Annotated in this window: 15 protein-coding genes and 1 tRNA gene; 3 read left to right on the top strand and 13 right to left on the bottom strand. The window is 66.8% G+C overall.

What is annotated here, in order from left to right:
* Nucleotides 1-76 precede the first annotated feature (76 nt).
* Nucleotides 77-151: transfer RNA gene (locus ACQ450_RS04455), tRNA-Asn, on the top strand.
* Nucleotides 152-355: 204 nt separating this feature from the next.
* Here ACQ450_RS04455 and ACQ450_RS04460 read toward each other — a convergent pair.
* The 3 genes from ACQ450_RS04460 to ACQ450_RS04470 all read right to left on the bottom strand — a co-directional run bounded on the left by ACQ450_RS04460 (nucleotide 356) and on the right by ACQ450_RS04470 (nucleotide 2,663).
* A complete protein-coding gene (locus tag ACQ450_RS04460; RefSeq protein ID WP_431470672.1) occupies nucleotides 356-526 on the bottom strand; it encodes a sigma factor-like helix-turn-helix DNA-binding protein in 171 nt (56 codons plus the stop codon).
* 414 nt (nucleotides 527-940) lie between these two features.
* On the bottom strand, nucleotides 941-1,468 hold the full coding sequence (locus ACQ450_RS04465) for a hypothetical protein (protein WP_431470673.1): 528 nt from the start codon (nucleotides 1,466-1,468) through the stop codon (nucleotides 941-943).
* 4 nt (nucleotides 1,469-1,472) lie between these two features.
* On the bottom strand, nucleotides 1,473-2,663 hold the full coding sequence (locus ACQ450_RS04470) for an RHS repeat-associated core domain-containing protein (RefSeq protein ID WP_431470674.1): 1,191 nt from the start codon (nucleotides 2,661-2,663) through the stop codon (nucleotides 1,473-1,475).
* 260 nt (nucleotides 2,664-2,923) lie between these two features.
* Here ACQ450_RS04470 and ACQ450_RS04475 point away from each other — a divergent pair, with 260 nt between their 5' ends.
* Nucleotides 2,924-3,508 carry a CC0125/CC1285 family lipoprotein gene (locus ACQ450_RS04475; RefSeq protein ID WP_188055460.1) on the top strand — a complete coding sequence of 195 codons (585 nt, stop codon included), beginning with the start codon at nucleotides 2,924-2,926 and terminating at the stop codon, nucleotides 3,506-3,508.
* Nucleotides 3,509-3,625: 117 nt separating this feature from the next.
* Here the strand turns inward: ACQ450_RS04475 and secA are convergent, their stop codons facing one another.
* From secA to ACQ450_RS04490, 3 genes are all read right to left on the bottom strand, one after another.
* Nucleotides 3,626-6,388, bottom strand: coding sequence for a preprotein translocase subunit SecA (gene secA / locus ACQ450_RS04480; protein WP_431470675.1), 2,763 nt, complete (start codon nucleotides 6,386-6,388; stop codon nucleotides 3,626-3,628).
* 114 nt (nucleotides 6,389-6,502) lie between these two features.
* On the bottom strand, nucleotides 6,503-6,763 hold the full coding sequence (locus tag ACQ450_RS04485; RefSeq protein ID WP_431470676.1) for a hypothetical protein: 261 nt from the start codon (nucleotides 6,761-6,763) through the stop codon (nucleotides 6,503-6,505).
* Between the two features lie 84 nt (nucleotides 6,764-6,847).
* Nucleotides 6,848-7,726: an energy transducer TonB gene (locus ACQ450_RS04490; protein ID WP_431470677.1), complete on the bottom strand. Its 879-nt coding sequence runs from the start codon at nucleotides 7,724-7,726 to the stop codon at nucleotides 6,848-6,850.
* Nucleotides 7,727-7,811: 85 nt separating this feature from the next.
* Here ACQ450_RS04490 and argJ point away from each other — a divergent pair, with 85 nt between their 5' ends.
* A complete protein-coding gene (gene argJ, locus ACQ450_RS04495) occupies nucleotides 7,812-9,035 on the top strand; it encodes a bifunctional glutamate N-acetyltransferase/amino-acid acetyltransferase ArgJ (RefSeq protein WP_431470678.1) in 1,224 nt (407 codons plus the stop codon).
* A 39-nt stretch (nucleotides 9,036-9,074) separates the two neighbouring features.
* Here argJ and trxA read toward each other — a convergent pair whose 3' ends face one another.
* From trxA to tsaE, 7 genes are all read right to left on the bottom strand, one after another.
* The gene (gene trxA, locus ACQ450_RS04500; protein WP_431470679.1) at nucleotides 9,075-9,395 is read right to left on the bottom strand and encodes a thioredoxin TrxA; all 321 of its coding nucleotides are present in this window, start codon (nucleotides 9,393-9,395) and stop codon (nucleotides 9,075-9,077) included.
* Nucleotides 9,396-9,446: 51 nt separating this feature from the next.
* Nucleotides 9,447-12,893 carry a double-strand break repair helicase AddA gene (gene addA, locus ACQ450_RS04505; protein WP_431470680.1) on the bottom strand — a complete coding sequence of 1,149 codons (3,447 nt, stop codon included), beginning with the start codon at nucleotides 12,891-12,893 and terminating at the stop codon, nucleotides 9,447-9,449.
* An 18-nt stretch (nucleotides 12,894-12,911) separates the two neighbouring features.
* Nucleotides 12,912-15,863: a double-strand break repair protein AddB gene (gene addB, locus ACQ450_RS04510; RefSeq protein ID WP_431470681.1), complete on the bottom strand. Its 2,952-nt coding sequence runs from the start codon at nucleotides 15,861-15,863 to the stop codon at nucleotides 12,912-12,914.
* Between the two features lie 169 nt (nucleotides 15,864-16,032).
* Nucleotides 16,033-16,743: a DNA helicase gene (locus ACQ450_RS04515; RefSeq protein WP_431470682.1), complete on the bottom strand. Its 711-nt coding sequence runs from the start codon at nucleotides 16,741-16,743 to the stop codon at nucleotides 16,033-16,035.
* A gap of 281 nt (nucleotides 16,744-17,024) precedes the next feature.
* Entirely contained in the window at nucleotides 17,025-17,786 is a 762-nt protein-coding gene (locus ACQ450_RS04520) for a nucleotidyltransferase family protein (RefSeq protein ID WP_188055474.1), read from the bottom strand.
* Nucleotides 17,783-18,754 (bottom strand): aminoglycoside phosphotransferase family protein, encoded by a 972-nt coding sequence (locus ACQ450_RS04525; protein ID WP_431471160.1) that lies wholly within the window; start codon nucleotides 18,752-18,754, stop codon nucleotides 17,783-17,785. Before ACQ450_RS04525 ends, ACQ450_RS04520 begins: the two co-directional genes overlap by 4 nt.
* Entirely contained in the window at nucleotides 18,751-19,194 is a 444-nt protein-coding gene (gene tsaE, locus ACQ450_RS04530; RefSeq protein ID WP_431470683.1) for a tRNA (adenosine(37)-N6)-threonylcarbamoyltransferase complex ATPase subunit type 1 TsaE, read from the bottom strand. Before tsaE ends, ACQ450_RS04525 begins: the two co-directional genes overlap by 4 nt.
* Between the last annotated feature and the right edge of the window lie 7 nt (nucleotides 19,195-19,201).

Here is a 19,201-nt window from a genome sequence, read left to right on the forward strand (position 1 = left end):
CCCCTCTTGCAAAGCGCGCGGAGGCGCTGCTATAGGCGCGCCTCCCGACGGCGGCCACGGCCGCACGCCACGGCATTCCCCGGTAGCTCAGCGGTAGAGCAATCGACTGTTAATCGATCGGTCGCCTGTTCGAATCAGGCCCGGGGAGCCACGGCACTTCCTTCGGACATCTTCCCATCGCCAATCCGGACGCGCACGTCAGCGCGATGGTCGCCGCACGCTTCGCGACTGCGCGGCCTCGTGCGAGGGGTGCCATCAGAGGGGGTGCCAGCAAATGTCTCCGATGCGACGGGACATTGCGCGATCGTGGAATGGCGGCTGAGGGGGCGCTAGTCGCCGCCTTCGGGCTCGCCGATCAGTTGTGCTCGCGGGGGGTCATGTACCTCGCTGCTCGTCTATTCCTCCCGAGCCGATAGCCGATCTCGCCATAGTCGAGCGCATCGATACGATGCAGCAGGAACACCGCGTGCGGCAACGTCTCCAGCGTGTCGAGACGGCGACGGAGTTCGTCCAGATCATCTTCCATGTCCTTTCTCCCTGCCTGACCCCCCGTGCCTCGGGCGGCGGGGTGGGCGGCAAGGAGCGGACCGGCAGCCCCGCCGGCAGAGGCGGGGCTAAAGGGCAGCGACCGCCCGCACCGCTGGCCGAAGGCCCTACGCCAGCGCAAGGCAACGCCCTGGGCTGACCGCATTGGCCGGGCCGCAGGCACGGCGGGAGCGGAGCGACCTGGCCCGCGCGTCAGCGCGGCCATGTCTCCATCGCAAAGCAGCTAAAGCGGCAAGAGATTCAAGCGCTTAGCACGCCCCTGGCACCAAAATGGCACCAGAGTCTCGCTCATGGTGCCATCTATCCCCCTGAAAAACGACGTGCAGACAACGGCTTACCCCACAGGGGGAGCCATTCCCTTTATCTTGCCTTCGTTTCAAGCAGCTTGCCGTACCTAATCATCAACATGGCTTAATAGATAATCCGGAATATCCTCAGGGCGGCTAACCCTGAGTGGACGATAGATTCCCTCTGGACCCCGCAGGGAAACATCGAGCGACCTGCAAATAACCTCTAGCCTTACGGGGCGACGCGAACCGACATTTTTATCGAACTCCTCAATCTCCTCAAATAGGCACTTGGTAAATTCACCAATAATATATTTATCCTCTGACCGATTAGCATATATGCCGAGCGCAGAAAACGATGCAATTGCAGTGTTTGGGAAGGCATCCCACTGGTACTTTTCGATGGTGGACAATAACTCTCTTGTGAAATCTTCTGTCCGATTTAAGTCCTCCGAGATAGCATAAACCGCACCCTGCATCCACCAGTCGTCTTCTTTAGAAGAAATTATCCCTCTACAGAGATTAATAATATCTTGGGTAGCTCCAAGGCGCTTGGCCGCGATACGGATAAGGTTGTGAACGTCAGTATCGATATTTCTGTTTTTTAGAATGTCCAAAATATTCATATTTACCATCTGTTCAGTCCACTAATCGCCTGGCTGTGTCCAAAATCTTCTCAATTCTATCTGTGTGAGCCGATGTTGTAGAGATGGTATGCTCAATAGCATTGCGTTCAGTGCGGGAAAGCCCAGTTCGTCCAAGCTCTCTCTGAAGCGTGCCTACTGAATTTTTCATTCCTTGTAGGGCATTCTGCACCTCGTTAAGATGCTGAAACGAACCCCCGCCGGGCCGTGAAACGGGAGAGCCCAAAATTTCCCGTACTGCGCCAGAAACATCACTTACCTTGAGGTGATCAGATACGTTGTTTCTGATTGAACGGACAGCTCCGGACACGCGAGAGGAGCCTCCCGCAACATGTAATATTCGGTCGCTTGAAGCTAGAACTCGCGCAGATGCTCTGTAAATCCGTATTGCTGCAAGGCTTGCTCCAGCACCGCCTGGTATTCCCGGCGCAACAGTAGTCGCGCCGTCGACGATTATACCCGGGCCGTCTAAGGCAGCAGCTCCATAGTTACCGCTCGCTAAATTACCTGAGAAGCTGACAGCGCCTAGAACAACATTAATTACATCCCATACGGTTTCGGGACCCATCATCCCCGTCGGGTCTGTCCCATTGACCGGATCGTTTGCGACATACGCGTAGAGGTTGATCTGGTCCTCATACCCGATGGGGTCGGTTTGGAGGAACCTGCCGAGCGTTGGCGAGTAGATGCGGGCCTTGTAGTGGTACATGCCCAGCTCTTCGAGCCAGATTTGGCCGGTGTACTGGAACCGCCCGCTGTTCGCGGCGCCGGGAATGCCATAGTCGTCATAGCGGTTGGTCGACAGGTGATTGCCGTTGGCATCGGCCGTGGCGATGATCGATCCCTGGTGGTCGGCGAACAGATAGCGCGGCGACGCCACGCCGGCGCCGACATACTCCACCATCGGATCGTCCACGCCCTCGGCGGGGCCATGGACGTAGCGCTTGAGCATGGTGCCTGCAGCGCCATATTCGGCGACCAGCGCGTCGCCGTCGTACAGGAACTGCGTCGTGCCAAACTGCGGGTCTGGGTGTGATATCTGCCACAGCCGCCCCAGCGGATCATAGGTAAGCGCAGCCCCCGCGCTGGTCGACACCAGCCGGTTCTCGATGTCGTAGGTGAAGCTGATCTCGCCGTCGAACGTCAGATTGCCGTTCGGGTCGTAGGTGTACGCATTGCCGGCCACGTTCGCAGGGGAAAGCCAGCTTCACGGGCGCGAACGGGGGCAGTCCGGCACCCGTTTCCGCCGGGCGCTGCCGCACCGCCGGTGAGACGAATGCGCACATCGCCTCTGTCCACAGCTGATAAATCCGAGTATTTTCCACCACTTGAGCGGACCCACGCCAGCTTCATTCATCTGGCGGCAAGGGACATTCCGCGATAGTGTTGCGTTGAGAGAAGACGGCGGATCGCGCCGCCAATCGCGAAACCAACCCTGGAGGGACCATGACCATCCTCACGTCGCGACCGCGCATCCGCGCGCTCACCGTGGCGCTCGCCGGCAGCCTTGCACTGGCGTCCTGCGCCTATCCCACGCCCTATCAGCCCGCAACCGGAGTCGGCCAGAACCGGACCGGCTATTGGGACGAGCAGATCGAATCCAACCGTTTCCGCGTCAGCTTCGCGGGCAACAGCCTGACCTCGCGCGAGACGGTGGAGCGCTATCTGCTCTTCCGCGCGGCGCAGCTCACGCTGGAGCAGGGCTATGATCATTTCATCCTGTTCAACCGCGATACCGAGCGGACGACCCGCACCTATGTCGACCGCAGCTTCGGGCCGGGTCCGTTCGGCTATTGGAGCCCCTATTGGCGCTACTATCGTCCGCATTACGGCTGGGGCTTCTACGATCCCTTCTACGACGATCCCTTCTGGGGGCCGCGCGGCTTCGATACCCGCACCATCGACCGCTATGAGGCGATGGCCGAGATCGTGCTCGGCCGCGGACCCAAGCCGGAAAACGTGCGTGCCTTCGATGCACGCGACGTGATCGAACGGCTCGGCCCGTCGGTGATGACACCGCAGGCCCGCTGATCGTCGCCAGCCACACCGTCCGTGGCGCCCGCAGCGCGCCACGGACCACAGACAGAAAAGCCCCCTTCCGCCGTGCGGGAGGGGGCTTTTCTTTGGCTCACGCCGGCTTGTCGTGGCTTACGCCTGGGCGTTGTTCCCCGAAAGCGCGCCGTGGCAATGCTTGTACTTGCGGCCCGATCCGCACGGGCACGGCGCATTGCGGCTGACATTGCCGCGCCACTCGCTGGGCTCGCCCGGCGCCGAATCGCCGCTCGGCTGCGCCATCTGAAACGGCGGGAGGCGCGTGGTGACGAGCCCCGCGGTGCCGCCGTCGCGATCGTTGGTATCATCCTCGCCAGTGAGCGGATCGATGTGGGTGGTGAGGAAATCGGGAAGCTCGGGCAGCTCCGGCGGCGGCGCCTGCATGCGGAACTGGGCGTAGGCAAGCGTGCGGGTGACATCCTCGCGGATACTGCCCAGCATCCGCTCGAACAGCGCGAATGCCTCGTGCTTATATTCGTTGAGCGGCGTGCGCTGCGCATAGGCGCGCAGATGGATCACCTGACGCAGCGCATCGAGCATCGCGAGATGCTCCTTCCAGTGATGGTCGAGGTTCTGGAGCAGGATCGACTTTTCGACCTGAGTCCAGGTGTCCTTTTCCAGATCCTTCGACTTCTCCTCGATCAGCGCGTCGGCACGCTCGCGCAGCCGCATCTCGAGCGCCTCGGGATCGATCCCGTCTTCCTCCCGGATCCACTGATCGACCGGGACGTCGAGGTTGAGCACGTCGGCAACGCGCTTCTTCAGCCCCTCGACGTCCCATTGCTCGGGATAGCTGTTGGGTGGGCACGCCTCGCCGACCAGCGCATTCACCGTTTCCGCGCGCATGTCGGCCACGACTTCGCCCACCGTATCGGCATCCATGATGTCCGAGCGCTGCTCGTAGATCACCTTGCGCTGGTCGTTCATCACGTCGTCATATTCGACGACCTGCTTGCGGATGTCGTAGTTGCGCGCCTCCACCTTGCGCTGCGCAGTCTCGATCGCCTTGGTGAGCCACTTCGATCCGATCGCTTCGCCATCGGCGATGTTCGAGCGCATCATCTTGGCGAACAGCGTGTTCGATCCGAAGATGCGCAGCAGATCGTCCTCGAGGCTGAGGTAGAAGCGGCTGAGGCCGGGATCGCCCTGACGACCCGAGCGGCCGCGCAGCTGATTGTCGATGCGGCGGCTCTCGTGCCGCTCTGTACCGAGCACGAACAGGCCGCCGGCAGCCTTCACTTCTTCCTTCTCGGCCGCGACTTCGTCCTTGATCCGCTGGATCGCGGCGTCGCGCTCCGGCCCCTCGGGCATCTCACCGAGCTCGTCGTTGATACGGAACTCGACATTGCCGCCGAGCTGAATGTCGGTGCCGCGGCCGGCCATGTTGGTTGCGATCGTCACCGCGCCCTTGCGGCCGGCCTGGGCGACGATATGCGCCTCATTCTCGTGCTGGCGTGCGTTGAGGACCGAGTGCGGCACCTTCTCGCGCGTCAGGAAGTCCGAAAGCAGCTCAGACTTTTCGATCGAGACAGTGCCGACCAGCACCGGCTGGCCCTTTTCGGCATGTTCCTTGATCGCCTTGGCGATCGCGCCGAACTTGTCCTTGGTGTCCTTGTAGAATTCGTCGTCCTGATCGACGCGCTGAACCGGCACGTTCGTGGGGATCGACACGACGTTCATCTTGTAGATGTCGTAGAATTCGGCTGCTTCGGTGGCGGCGGTGCCGGTCATGCCCGAGAGCTTGGGATACATGCGGAAATAATTCTGGAAGGTGATCGAGGCGAGCGTCTGGTTCTCGGGCTCGATGTTCACCCCTTCCTTGGCCTCGACCGCCTGGTGCAGGCCATCGGACCAGCGGCGCCCCTCCATCATGCGGCCGGTGAACTCGTCGATGATGACGACCTTGCCGTCCTTCACGATGTAATCGGTATCGCGCTTGAACATCACGTTCGCGCGCAGTGCCTGGTTGGTGTGATGCACCACCTGGGTGTTCTCGAAATCGTAGAGATTGGCGCCTTCGAGCAGCCCCGCCGCCTCGAGCATGCGCTCGACCTTCTCGGTGCCGTCCTCGGTGAGGATGATCGTCTTCTGCTTCTCGTCCATCTCGTAATCGTCGGGAACGAGCTGGCGGACGATCGCGTCGACGCGCATGTAGAGCTCGGACTTGTCGTCCGTGGGGCCGCTGATGATGAGCGGCGTGCGTGCCTCGTCGATCAGGATCGAATCGACTTCGTCGATGATCGCATGATTGAACGGCCGCTGGACCATGGAATTGCGGTCGAACTTCATGTTGTCGCGCAGATAATCGAAGCCGAACTCGTTGTTCGTGCCGTAGGTGATGTCCGAGCCATAGGCTTCGCGGCGCTGGTGATCGGTGAGGTTGGGAACGATCACGCCGACCGTGAGGCCGAGGAAGCGGTAGATCTGGCCCATCCACTCGGCGTCGCGCCGGGCGAGGTAATCGTTGACCGTGACGACGTGCACGCCCTTGCCGGGCAGCGCGTTGAGATAGGTGGCGAGCGTCGCCACCAGCGTCTTGCCCTCGCCGGTGCGCATCTCGGCGATCTCGCCGCGGTGGAGCACGATGCCGCCGACCATCTGGACGTCGAAGTGGCGCATGCCGAGGACGCGCTTCGATGCCTCGCGCACCGTCGCAAAGGCTTCGGGCAGAACGTCGTCGAGCTTTTCGCCGCCGTCGAGGCGGGCGCGGAACTTGGCGGTCTGCTGGGCCAGCTCGTCGTCGCTCATCGCCGAAACGCTGGCTTCGAAGCCGTTGATCTTGTTGACGATGCCGCCGAGCGAACGGACGTAGCGATCGTTGGAGGAGCCGAAAAAGGTCTTGGCAAGTCCGCCGAACATGAGGAGTTCCTGTCGTATCTTGAATGGCTGTGCGCGAGCGCGCCGCAGGCTGCGCTCGACGAAACGGGAGGGCGCCGAAGCACCCGGAGGGGCGGCGCTCCGGCCGCCCCGGCGCTATTCGAGCCGCGATCCCGTGATCGAAAGAACGTCGCGCGCGGGCGCTTCGCGCACCGCGATCGGGGCCGCCGCGGTTTCGGCCGGCTCCTGCGCAGGGCGGGATGCCGACACCGCCGCCTCCGCCTCGACCATCGCCTGCACGCTGGCCACCGCCTCGGCGGCCGCACGCTCCACTCGCGCCTGTTCGACGCGACGCTCGCCGGACATCGCGCCGGTAAGGCCGCTCAGAAGCGCGGAGAGGAGAAGCAGCAGTTGCAAATTACGCTTTCACGTCGTTGTGGCGTGCGAGTGTCGCCGACATAGGAACTCGGATGGCGTTCGTCTAATCAAAATCGGAGATGCCTATTCGGCGGGATCGGTCCCGCCGTCGCTTTGCGCCGCAGGCGACGCTAAGGACGGAGCATAGGCAAGTGCCCGCACAATTTCGATCCGGACGGGCACTGACACCGGATCGCCCGAACCGTTGTGCACCGGTTCATAGCGCGTACCATCCTCGCAGGGGGTACCGCTTGTCGTGCGATCGCGCGGATCGGACAAACCACTGGCATCGATGGTGCAATCGCGCGCGAGCCCATCGGCGCCCACCGTAAACCGTATCGTCGCGCGCTCGACATGGGAAAGAGCCGGAGGAGGCGGAGGAACGTCGAGTCGCTCATCGCCCACGACCTGAGCAATGCTGGTGAACAGCTGTGACTGACCAGCGGCCATTTCCCGCAGCATTGCGGCCTTAATCTCCGACGGCATTCCCGGAGGTCCGTCACAGAATTGCGCGTCGTCGGGGACATTCCCGATGGGTACGATTTCGCAATCCGCCAGCGAACCATCCGGTGCCAGTTCGTAGCGCATCGCGAGCGCGAAAGAGGTCAGAGGCTCATCTGCTGGCTCTGGCAGCTCCCACCGGATCCGCTGCGTCCGCATCTCGGAGACTGGAGCGCCGTTCGCGGAGCGCGCCGGTTCAAAGCGGAAGCGCTCCGTGATGAGAACACAGCTTGCGACATCGAGAGATACCGAGCCGGAGCTTTCGACCACGCTACATCCAGTCACGTATCCGCTCGTGTCGATCGCGAAGCGGATTTCCACCTCGCCTTCCTCCCCCGCTCTCATCGCCTCAGCGGGATAATCAGTGTTGCTGATCGAGCCCGAAACAAGCTCCGCACGTGACGCAACTCCCGGCGCATCCTGCGCGAGTACGGCCGCTGCGAGCATCATCATCACCGTCATCAACATTCCCCGTTCGCCCGCATCGCGTGCGGCTGTCCCCTTCTCGCGGCGATGCTATAGCCGCGTGACCTCAGAAGGAAGTCCGATGACCCGTTCCCCGCTCGCCCCCGCCGCTTTCCCTGCCCTGCCCGATCTTCCCGGCGTAACGCTGCGCGTCGCGCGGGCGCGCTACAAGGCGTGGGACCGGTGCGACCTCACCTATGTCGAGCTGGCGCCGGGGACGAGCGTTGCCGGGGTGCTGACGCGGAGCAAATGCCCCTCGCCCGAGGTGGAATGGTGCCGCAAGGCGCTGGTGCTGGGCGAAGCGCGCGCGCTGGTGGTGAATGCCGGCAATTCGAATGCCTTTACGGGGAATCGCGGGCGCGAGGCGGTCGAGGCGATCGCGGCCCGCGTCGCGGGGCACCTCGGCTGCGCGCCTTCGGACGTCTTCATTGCTTCGACCGGCGTGATCGGCGTGCCGCTGCCGGTGGACAAGGCCGAGGCCGGGCTCGACGCCGCCTTCGCTGCCGAAGTCTGCGGCTGGGAAGACGCCGCCGCGACGATCATGACGACCGACACTTTCGCCAAGGCCGCCGTCACCGAAGCGGTGGTGGGCGGCAAGACGGTGCGGCTGGTGGGCATCATCAAGGGATCGGGCATGATCGCGCCCGACATGGCGACGATGCTGGGCTTCATCTTCACCGACGCGGCCGTGCGGCCCGAGTTCCTGGAAGCGGCGCTGCGCACGGCGAACGCAACGTCCTTTTCGTGCATCACCGTCGACGGCGATACCTCGACCAGCGACACGGTGCTCGCCTTCGCCACCGGCGGCGCAGGCAATTCGCCGATCGGCGATGAGGACGACGAGGGGGCAGACGCGTTCATCGCCGCGCTGCACGATCTGTGCCGCCAGCTTGCGCATCTGGTGGTGCGCGACGGCGAAGGCGCCTCGAAGTTCATCACCATCGACGTCGACGGCGCCGAAAGCGACCGCAGCGCCCATCGCATTGCGATGAGCATCGCCAATTCACCGCTCGTGAAGACCGCGATCGCGGGCGAGGACGCGAATTGGGGGCGCGTGGTGATGGCGGTCGGCAAGGCAGGCGAGCCCGCCGAGCGCGACCGGCTCGCGATCCGCTTCGGCACGACAGAAGTGGCGAAGGACGGGCTGGCGGTGCAGGGCTATGACGAAGCGCCGGTCGCCGAGCATCTGAAGGGACAGGAAATCGAAATCGGCGTCGATCTGGGCCTGGGCGAGGGCCGCGCGACCGTCTGGACGTGCGACCTGACCCACGGATACATCTCGATCAACGCCGATTACCGCAGCTGAGCCGGAGCGGCGCTCACGCGCCGTCCGGTCCGGCGAACCTCAGATCTCGCTTTCGATCCACTGCTTGATCGCGCTCTTCGGCATCGCGCCGACCTTGGTCGCGGCGACCTGTCCGTTCTTGAACAGGATCATCGTCGGGATGCCGCGCACGCCATATTTGGTGGGCGCGTCGGGATTGGCGTCGATGTCGAGCTTCGCGACGGTCACCTGGTCGCCCATTTCCTCGGCGATCTCTTCGAGCGCGGGCGCGATCATCCGGCACGGGCCGCACCATTCGGCCCAGAAATCGACGACGACGGGCTTGTCGGCCCGCAGCACGTCGGAGTCGAAGCTGGTGTCGCTGATCGCCTTGGTGGCCATGTCATGTCTCCTGTATCGTTGGTGTCTAGCTAGGATCGGCGGCGGTTCGGCTCAAGCGCCCGATCCCAAGCTTTGCTCCGCGGGCTCCAATCCCGGCTTGTGGCGGGCGAGCAGCTCGGGCGGGAGAAGATGCAGCACCGGCCCGGCGGTGTAGAGCAGCGCCGCCTCCACCGGCCGATCGGGGAAGATGACCGCCAGCGCGGCCGCATAGGCCGCCATCTGCCGCAGATGATAGGGCGGAACCGCGTCGAGGCTGGCCGGGGCGCGGCGCCCGGTCTTGAAGTCGATCACGCGGATGCGATCCGGCAGCACCACCAGCCGGTCGACCGTGCCGGAAACGACCGTGCCATCGACGACGGCGGCGATCGGCGCCTCGGCAAGTGCATCGGCGCCGAACAGCTCGGCGAAGCGCGCATCCTCGATCACCGCGAGCGCGGCGGCGGCAAGCTCGTCGCGCTCGGCCGCGTCGCTCACGCCGCCCGCCCCCGCCAGCCAGCGCTCCGCCGCCGCGGCGCGATCGGCGGGGGCGACACCGGGCAAGCGCTCGAACAAGGCGTGCAGCAGCCGCCCGCGTTCGGCCGCTGCACGCATCGCGGCCGAGGGCGGCGGATCGGCAACGCGATCGTCGCCGAGCGCCGAAGGTGCCAGCGGGCGTGGCGGACGGGCCTCCGCGGGGGCCGCGCGACGCAGCCAGTCGGGTGCGGGCGCCGCCGCGGATGCTTGCGCCGTGACGCCGCGGCGGACGGCGACCGGCTGCTGCGGGACGAGGCCGTGGAACGCGCGGTCGCCCGTGTCTTCGTCGGCCGCCACGCCCAGACAATCGAGCGCACGCGCGGAAGCGGCGTACCAGCTCATCTCCGGCGGGACGCCCTTCGCCTGCGGCCCCAGCGCGCCGGCGATCACCAGCCGCTCCTCGGCGCGCGTCGCTGCAACGTAGAACAGGCGCCAATGCTCCTCCAGCTCGCGCGCGTCGGCAGCCGTCACGACCTGGTCGAGCGGACCGCCGCGTTCGGCGGCGCGCGGGCGGAACACCGGCAGCTTCAGCCCGCGCAACGCCTCGGGAACGAGCGGCCCTTCCGGCGACCAGCCGAGGAAATCGCGCGGGCTGCGCGTGGGATCGACCGTCGCGTCCGCCAGGATCACCACCGGCGCCTGGAGCCCCTTCGCGCCATGCGCCGTCATCACGCGCACCGAATCGCGCGGCTGCGCCGCGTCGCGCACGATCTCGACATCGCCGCGATCGAACCAGTCGAGGAAGCGCTGGAGCGACGGCGTGGCGACGCTTTCGAAGTTAAGCGCGGCGTTGAGCAGTTCCTCGATCGGATCGCGTGCTTCCTCGCCGAGCCGTTCGAGCAGCCGCCGGCGCCCCTGCATCTCGCCCGAAAGGATTTCCTCGAGAAAGCGATAGGGGGTGGCGAGATCGGCGCGGGCGAGCAGCCGGTGGAGCGGCGCGAGCCGTTCCTCGGGTTGAGTCGCGCGCAGATGCCGCCACAGCCCGCCCCGCTCGCGCACGACCGATTCCATCAGCGCGTCCTGACTCCAGCCGATCAACGGCGAGACCAGCAGCGCCGCCAGCGAAAGATCGTCCTCGGGCTGGAGCACGAAGCGGACCGCGGCGAGCAGATCCTGCACCGCCAGCGGCGCGTTGAGCCGCAGGCGATCCACTCCCGCCACCGGCACGCCTTCGGCATAGAGGCGGGCGACCAGCAGCGACGCCAGTTCACCGCGCCGCTTGACGAGCACCATCACGTCCTGCGGCTCGATCGGGCGCCCCTTGCTTTCGAGCATCAACCCGTCGTCGAGCCATTGGCGAATCTGGCGCGCGATCCGTCCGGCAAGCGCGCGAGTCGCGTCGCCGACCCATTCCTCCTCGTCCGCCTCCGCGCCGCCCTCGACCGTGGGCGGCCAGAGCGTCACGGTGCCCGGCCCCGGCACTTCGCTGGCATGCGGCTCGGCCTCGCTGAGCCTGCCCATCCCGGGCTCCGGGAGCGCGTCCAGCGCCGCGTCGACGAATTCGAGCACCGGCCGGGTCGAACGGAAACTGTGGGTGAGCGACAGATTCTCGAGCCGGGGCGCATCGACTTCATAGTCGGGGCTCGAGCGGGCGCGCTCGGCGAACCGCTCGAATGCGGCGCGGAAGAAGATCGGATCGGTGCCCTGGAAGCCGAAGATCGCCTGCTTGTAATCACCGACAGTGAACAGGGTGCGCACGCCCGCCTCGCGCGTTCCCCGTCCGGTGAAGAATTCGTCGGCGATAGCGGCGACGATCCGCCATTGCGGCGCATTGGTATCCTGCGCCTCGTCGATCAGCAGATGCTCGGTGGTCTGATCGAGCTTGTAGCGCACCCAGTCGCCCATTCCGGGCCGGCCGAGCAGATCGACCGTGGCGCGAATCAGGTCGTCGAAATCGACCGCGCCGGCCCGCCGCTTCGCCCTCCCATAGGTTTCGGCATAGGCGCGCCCGGCCTCCAGCGCCTGGGCCAGCAGATCAGCATAGTCGGCACGGACCTTCAGCGCGAGCAGCTCGGCGCAGCGGCCGCCGAGTTCTTCGGCCAGCTCGGCATAGTCGGGATCGGCATCGAGCAGCTTCTTAGACGGCTTGCGCGGCTCGCCCTTGCCGGTGTGGAACACCAGGACGAGCTCGTGCAGCAGCAGCGCCCGATCCGGCGCGGCCGCGGCAATCCACCGGTCGATCACCTCGACATGACCGCTGCCGGTCGCCGTACCCCAGGCACGGTTGGCGGCGGCGATGCGATCCAGCGCAGCGCAGTCGAACTCGGCATCCTCGCAGCAGCGCGCGATCTCGGCGTCGATGTCGCCGATCGGCAAGTCGAGCGCGCGGCGCAGGAACGGGCGGATGCCGCTCGGCAGCGCCGCCAGCGCATCGGCGGCGCGCGCGCACTCGCGCAGAAAGGCTTCGGCGCGTCCTTCGCCGAGCCGCAGGCTGAGCGCACCGATCGAATCGATCAGCTCGCTGCGGCCCTCGCGCTCGGCCGCCACCAGCATCTCCGCCAGCGCCTCGCGCGCCAGCACCGCCTCTTCGCGCTGATCGAGCGGGCGAAAGCCGGGAACGAGCCCCGCCTCGACGGGAAAGGCCGCGAGCAGGCTCTGGCAGAAGCTGTGGATCGTCTGGATGCGGATGCCCCCCCCCGGGGCGTCGAGGAGCCGCGCGAACAGCGTCCGCGCCCGGGCACGCAGTGCGGGAGTCGCCTCCTCGCCAAGCGATTCCAGATCGTTGAACAGATCATAGTCGTCGGCACGCACCCAATGGGCGAGCCGCCCGGTGATGCGTGCGGCCATTTCCGCCGCGCCCGCCTTGGTGAAGGTCAGGCACTGGATCGCCTCGGGCGCCACTCCCCGCAGCAGCAGGCGAAACACGCGCGCGGCGAGCACCTGCGTCTTGCCGGTGCCGGCCGAGGCGGAGAGCCAGACGTTACGCGCGGGATCGCTGGCCTGCGCCTGATTACCCTTGAGGTTGGGGAGCGGCGAAAGGCTCATGGCCGACCCGCCGGCGGTTCAGTCGCGCCCATACCATTCATCCTTGCGCATCAGCTGGTCGTAATCGGCATAGGGGGCATATTCGGGCACCAGCTTCGCCGTGAACGGCGCGTCGCCGGTCAGCCAGGCCTGTACCGCGTCGCGGAAATTCGCCGCGGCGATCCCGACGAACTCGGCGGTCGGAATCCGGTCGCGCTTGCCTTCGGGGTCGACCGGCGTGGCGATATAGCCGAAGCCATCCTTGTTCTTGCCCAGCGACCAATATTCGAAACAGCCCGCGCGGCCCTCGATCCCCTCGAACCCGCCGGCTTCGGCGATGAGGCCCAGCAGCCCGAGCTGAAGGCTGTAGCCCGCCCGCACCGCCTTGGCGGAAGGAGGCTTGCCGGTCTTGTAGTCGATGATCGCCAGGCTCCCGTCGGCCATCCGATCGACTCGGTCGAAGGTACCGCGCAGCTCGACGCCGGCGAAGTCGATACTGCCGGCACGCTCGACAGCGAGCACGCGGCGCCCTTCGGCTTCCTTGCGCGCCAGCTCGGCGGCGATCCAGTCGACCGCCTCCATCAGCCGCGGCTGCCACAGCGCGCGCATCATCGGGTGCGTCCGCGCGTCGGCGAGCATCGCCCGGGCACGGTCGCGCAGGCGATCGGGCGCGCAGCCATCCTCTTCAAACCATTTTTGAAGAACGGCATGTACCGCCGTGCCGCGCCACGCCGCGCTGGGATCGGCATCGACCGCGTCGAGCGGCATCAGCCGCAGCATCCGCCGGGCGTAAAAGGCATAGGGGTCCGCCTTCAGCCGATCGACTTCGGTGACGGAAATCGCGCGCGGCCGCGCCTCGACGGGCGGGCACGGCTCGGGGCGCGGCGTCGGCCGGTGCGCTTCGGGCTCGTCGAGCGCGGCGGTCCAGCGGGCGAGATCCTCGGCACGGTCGAGGCCGCCCGAGAGCGCCTCCAGCCGCAGCCAGAAGCGCGAGGCGATCGTAGGCGCGCTCGCGTCGCGCCGCGCCCGCGTCAGCAGCACCTGCCGCGCACCGAGCGCACCCGCGAAATCATGCGCCGAGAGCCCGATCCGGCGTTCGAGCCCCGGCAGGCCGAGTTCGGCGCGGATGCGCGGCGCGAGCCACGGGTCCGGCGCGGGAAGGCCGGGCCAGACACCTTCGTTGAGGCCGCCGAGGATCGTCAGATCGCCGCTCTGCAGCTGCGCTTCGACAAGCCCTAGAATGGCGAGCCGGGGATGTCCCCCCTGCGGCGGCCGCACCGCGGTTTCGTCCATCAGCGTGCGGAGCATCGACGCGAGACTGGCGGGATCGACGAGCACGGGGCCATGCGCCGCCTGCCGCTCGAGTTCGTCGAGCAGATCGGCCGCCGCCCGACCGTCGGCGCGGCTCCATAGCGAGTCGCCGCCAAGGCTGCCGGCCGCCTCGCGAAGCGCCGCGAGCAGCGCGGCAAGCGGCTGTGGCCCTGCGGCGAAGGTCTCCTCGAGCGGTTCGAGGAGCGCACGCGGCTCGGGCCACCACTGCTGCGCCGCACGACGGACATGGCCGTCGCGCCCCTGCTGCTCGGCCATATGCCGGTCGACGCCCGCGAGACCCGGGGCCGGCCGCGGCCCGCGCAACGCGAGATCGAGTCGCCGCGCGCCTTCGAGCCATGCGAGCCGGTCATCGGGCCGCACCAGCGGATGCTTGAGCAGCGTGAGCAACGGCAAGGGCGCAAAGCCCTGCGCCGCCGCATCCGCGAGCGCGAGCAGCAGCGTGCCCGGTGGGAGCATCGACAGCGGCCGTCCGGCGCTGTCGTCCACGACGATTCCCCAGCGCGCGCAATGCGCCGCCACGCGCCGCGCGAGCGCGCGATCCGGGGTGACCAGCGCGGCCGTGCGTCCGGGCGTCTCCAGCGCCTCGCGAAGCGCGAGGGCGATCGCCTGCGCCTCTTCGGCCGGTGTCGCCACTTCGAGCGCGCGGACGCCGCCCAGCCGCCGGTCGGCCGCCGGCAGATCGGTCCAGCGATGGGTGCGCTCCGCAGGCGCCATCGCCGAGGCGATCGCGCGGCTGCGCGCCGGGGCGGCGTCATGGTCGCTGGCGGCGACCCAGAGGCGCACGTCGTCGCGGTGCGCGCGCATCCGTTCGAGCAGCAGCTTCAGATGATATTGCGGATGCATTTCGAGCGACCGCTTGCGCCGCCCGGTGAGGGGATCGGGCGCGTGCGGCCCCAGCATCTCCCATTCGGCGTCGTCGATGCCGCTGGCAAGGCCGGGCAGCACGACCATTCCCTCGGGCAGTCCGCTGACCACGCGCAGCAGCCGCGCGACCGCGGGGGCCGAGGCAGTGACCCCGGCCGCACAGACGAAGCTTTCCGGTGGCCGCGCCTTCCACCGATCGGCGACGCGCTGGAGCAGCAGCCGCCGCCGCTCGGCGAGATCGATCCGCCCCAGCTTCTCGAGCTCGCCCGGCCAGCGATCGAGCACCAGATCGAACAGCGCCAGCGAGCGCTGCCAATGCTCCGAAAGCTCCGGCGCCATCTCCAGTTCGCGCAGACGGCGCGGCGGGATTTCCTCGACCAGCAGCTGATCGAGCGTGCGCGCGAGATCGCCCGCCAGCCGCACTGCCTCGCCTGCCTCGACGGCGCCGCCCGCCTCGACGATCAGCCGGGCCAGGATCATCCGGCGCTGGAGCGGCGCCACTGCGGGCGACACCGGCTGGGCATCATCGGCCGGATCGAAGACACTGCCGATCGCCTCGTCCAGCTCGGGATCGCCGATCGCGACCAGCCGGGGCAGCAGCAGCCCCTCACCGCTCGCGCGGACGAAGGCATCGGAGATGGTGCGCCTGGCGCGATTGTTGGGCAGCAGCACCAGCCCGCGCGCGAGCCGCATCGGATCGCCGCCGAAGCGCCGGATCAGACCCGCGACGAGTGCGTCGGCGAACGCCCTGTGCGGCGGAATGGTATAGAGGCTGGGGCGGGCTCGCTCGGACATGTGCCCGCATTGCCTAGGTCAAAGCGCGGCGGTGATAAACCATGTTCGATGCAGGCCGTGACCGCGTCCGGCGAGCACGGCCCCGGCCCTTCCCCGGAGTAGACGGCTACTCGCCCCGCGCGCTGCCATTCCGGCGCCGGGAGGCACCAAGCGCAGCTCGGCGCAGATCTCAGTGCCGGCCGATCGCGTGCAGGCGCATCTCTCCCGCGTGGAGGAAGCACGCCTTCGAGAAGAGCGCCGTCGAAACGGCGTTCGGAAAGCGAACGTCCTTCAGACCGGGCGGGCCATTGCGACCGGCAACGAACGACCGATCGATCTGTGAAATGAAAGCAAGGATCACCGCTTCGGCTCGGGCGAACCGGGCGAGCCGCTCCAGCTGCTCGCCCAGCGCCGGCTTCGTCCGCTGCTGGTCCAGGATCTGAAGATAATCGACGACGCAAACGGTTCCTTTCGGCGTGCCCGTCAGATGTCCGATGATGAAATCCGCTCCGATCTCCTCCGAAGTGACGATTTCGGGAGCATGCTCCACGCCACCGAGCGACCGGATACGATCCATCGCCTCCCGCTCCGTGAACTCGAGCGTGAAGAGAACGGTCCGCCTCCCCTCTCGAGCGGCATCGATCAGGAGTTTCAGACCCAGCATGGTCTTGCCGTGCCCCGGTCGGGCGCCGAGGAGGATCATATCTCCCTCGACAAGGGTCGGCAGCAGCGACTCCGGCGTTACGATCGCCGCCATACGCGACGAGAGCAGACTCCAGCTACGGAAGCCTTCCGCCTGAGCGATGCGATCCTGTGCTTCGTGCAGCGGGATCTTCGCGTCGCGGGCAAGCATCTTGGCTCGACGCTTCAATTGATGGATCGGTGCAGACAACAGCATCATGGAACCTCCTCCGAGCTATCGTCGCAATCCCTCCTCATGCGAACGCTCGGCCAGATGGGTCCGATGATCCTCAGTCGCCCCGCATGTACGATGCTTCCCCGATGGGAGGGAGGAGGCGCGGGCCACGCCTGTACGCGAAAGCTATCGCAGAGCCGCAGACGGAGCAAGTCTCCGCAGGCGGCGGAGTCGCGCCGGCGAAGCGATCCCAGATCCGCCCGGGAGGAGAGATGAAACCTTCGGGAGTTCCAGTAGAACAGTGGCGGGCACTCCCCCTCCCCCGCTCACATCTCCGCGAGCACGGCCTCGGTCTTTCCGACTGCCGGGGGCGTGCCGACGTCGAACCACAGGCCTTGGTGCACCACGCTCCATGCGCGGCCGGCGTCGATCGCGCGCTGCCAGAAGACGTTGGTCGAGAAGGGTCCTTCGGGCCAGTCGGCGATGATCCGCGGGGAGAGGATCTGAACGCCGGTGAACACGAACGGCGCCAGCCGCCCCGGCTTGCGCCGGCCGGTGATGCGGCCGCGCGCGTCGAGGTGGAAATCGCCCTGCCCCGGATGATTGTTCGCGCGTGCGAGCGGCACGGTGAGCAACAGCGCGTCCATCCGCTCGTCGTCCCACTGCGCCGCCAGCGTGCGGATCGCATCGGTCGGACCGTCGATCCACAGATTGTCGCTGTTGACGCACAGGAACGGCCGGTCGCCGAGATGCTCGCGCGCCTTGACGAGGCCGCCGCCGGTTTCGAGCAGCTGCGCGCGCTCGTCCGAAACGATCACGTCGATGTCCTTCACGCGCGCACGCAGATGCGCTTCGAGCGCATCTGCGAGATAGTGGACGTTGACCACGGCACGGCGGACTCCGGCCGAGCGCAGCCGATCGAAGACATGATCGATCAGCGGCTTGCCCGCCACGCTGATCAGCGGCTTGGGCCGCGTCGCAGTGAGCGGGCGCATCCGCTTGCCGAGACCCGCAGCCAGCACCATGGCAGTCTCGGGCACCGGTACGCCCGGATCGGGCCGCAGCGAATGCGTGTGAGCAGTGGTCATCGTCCGGAAACTTCCATGGGGTCGCCGCGCAGGGCGGCGGGAACATTGGCATCGAACCAGTCGGCGACGGGCTTGAGCGCCGGGTGCGCCAGATCGCGCTCGAGATAGCCCCACACCCGCGGACAGAGCGCCGGATAGCGCGGCTTGCCGTCGCGCTTCCACAAGCGCGTGAAGATGCCGATGATCTTGGCGTTCCGCTGCGCGCCGAGCACATGATAGGCGATCCGAAACGCTTCACCCGCGCCGGTAACGCGGCAGTAGCGATCGAGCATCGCCGTCTCCAGCGAGGGGTGCACGTCGCGCCGCGCATCCTGCAGCAGCGAGACGAGATCATAGGCCGGATGCCCGGCCAGCGCGTCCTGGAAATCGAGCAGGCCGAGCGCCTCGCTGCCGTCGATCAGCATGATGTTCTCGGCATGATAATCGCGCAGCACGGTGACCGGAGCAGTATCGAGGACCGGCGCCAGCGCCTGCTCCCAGGCGGCTCGATAGCTGTCGGCGTCAACGTCGATACCGATGGCCGGAAGATACCATTCGGTGAAAAGCGCTGCTTCGCGGTGATATTCCGGCGCGTCATAGGGGCGTACCGGTGCGGCATCCTCTTCATGGAGGCGGATCAGCAGGTCGACCGCGGCTTCGTAGAGCCGCAACTCGCTCTCCGGCGCGGCATCGACCGTTTCGCGCATGCGCGCGTCGCCGAAATCCTGAAGCAGCACGAGACCCCGATCGAGGTCTTCGCCAAAGACTTCGGGCGCCGCAAAGCCCCGCGCACGCAGCCAGCGCGCGATCGCGATGAACGGCCGCGGATCCTCGTGCGGGGGTGGCGCATCCATGAGGATCGCCGTCCGGCCGGGCGCCACCGCACGGAAATAGCGGCGGAACGAGGCGTCTCCGGCGAGCGGCAGGATCGTGGCGTCGCCCCAGCCCGCCTGCGCGAGGAATTCGGAAGCAGCGGCGGGAGGATTCAGGTCAGCGGCCATCGGGCCCTCCATGCCGCTGGGACCTGCGCTGTCAAGGAGCGGGTGCCGTCCCCGGCGACATCCAGCGTCAGATGCAACGCGTCGGGCCAGGCGTTCGCGCCCAGCCGCTCGGGCCATTCGATCAGCAAAAGCGAATCGGCGCGTGCTTCGTCGAGCCCCAGCTCGGCAGCCTCCGAGGGATCCTCGATTCGGTAGAGATCGACGTGCAGGACGGGAAAGCGCGTTTCGGGCACGTCATAGGGCTGGATAATGGCGAAACTCGGCGAAGGCGCCTCGCTCTCCAGCCCGAGCGCGGCGAGCAGTCCGCGCGCGATACTCGTCTTGCCTGCACCAAGCGGGCCCGAAAGCGCAATGACATCGCCCGGCTGCGCAACCGCGGCGAGACGCGCGCCGAGCGCGTGCGTGGCGGCGAGATCGGCGAGGATCACCCGCCAC

This window comes from Sphingosinithalassobacter sp. LHW66-3, assembly GCF_050703275.1.
Lineage (GTDB): Bacteria > Pseudomonadota > Alphaproteobacteria > Sphingomonadales > Sphingomonadaceae > Sphingomonas.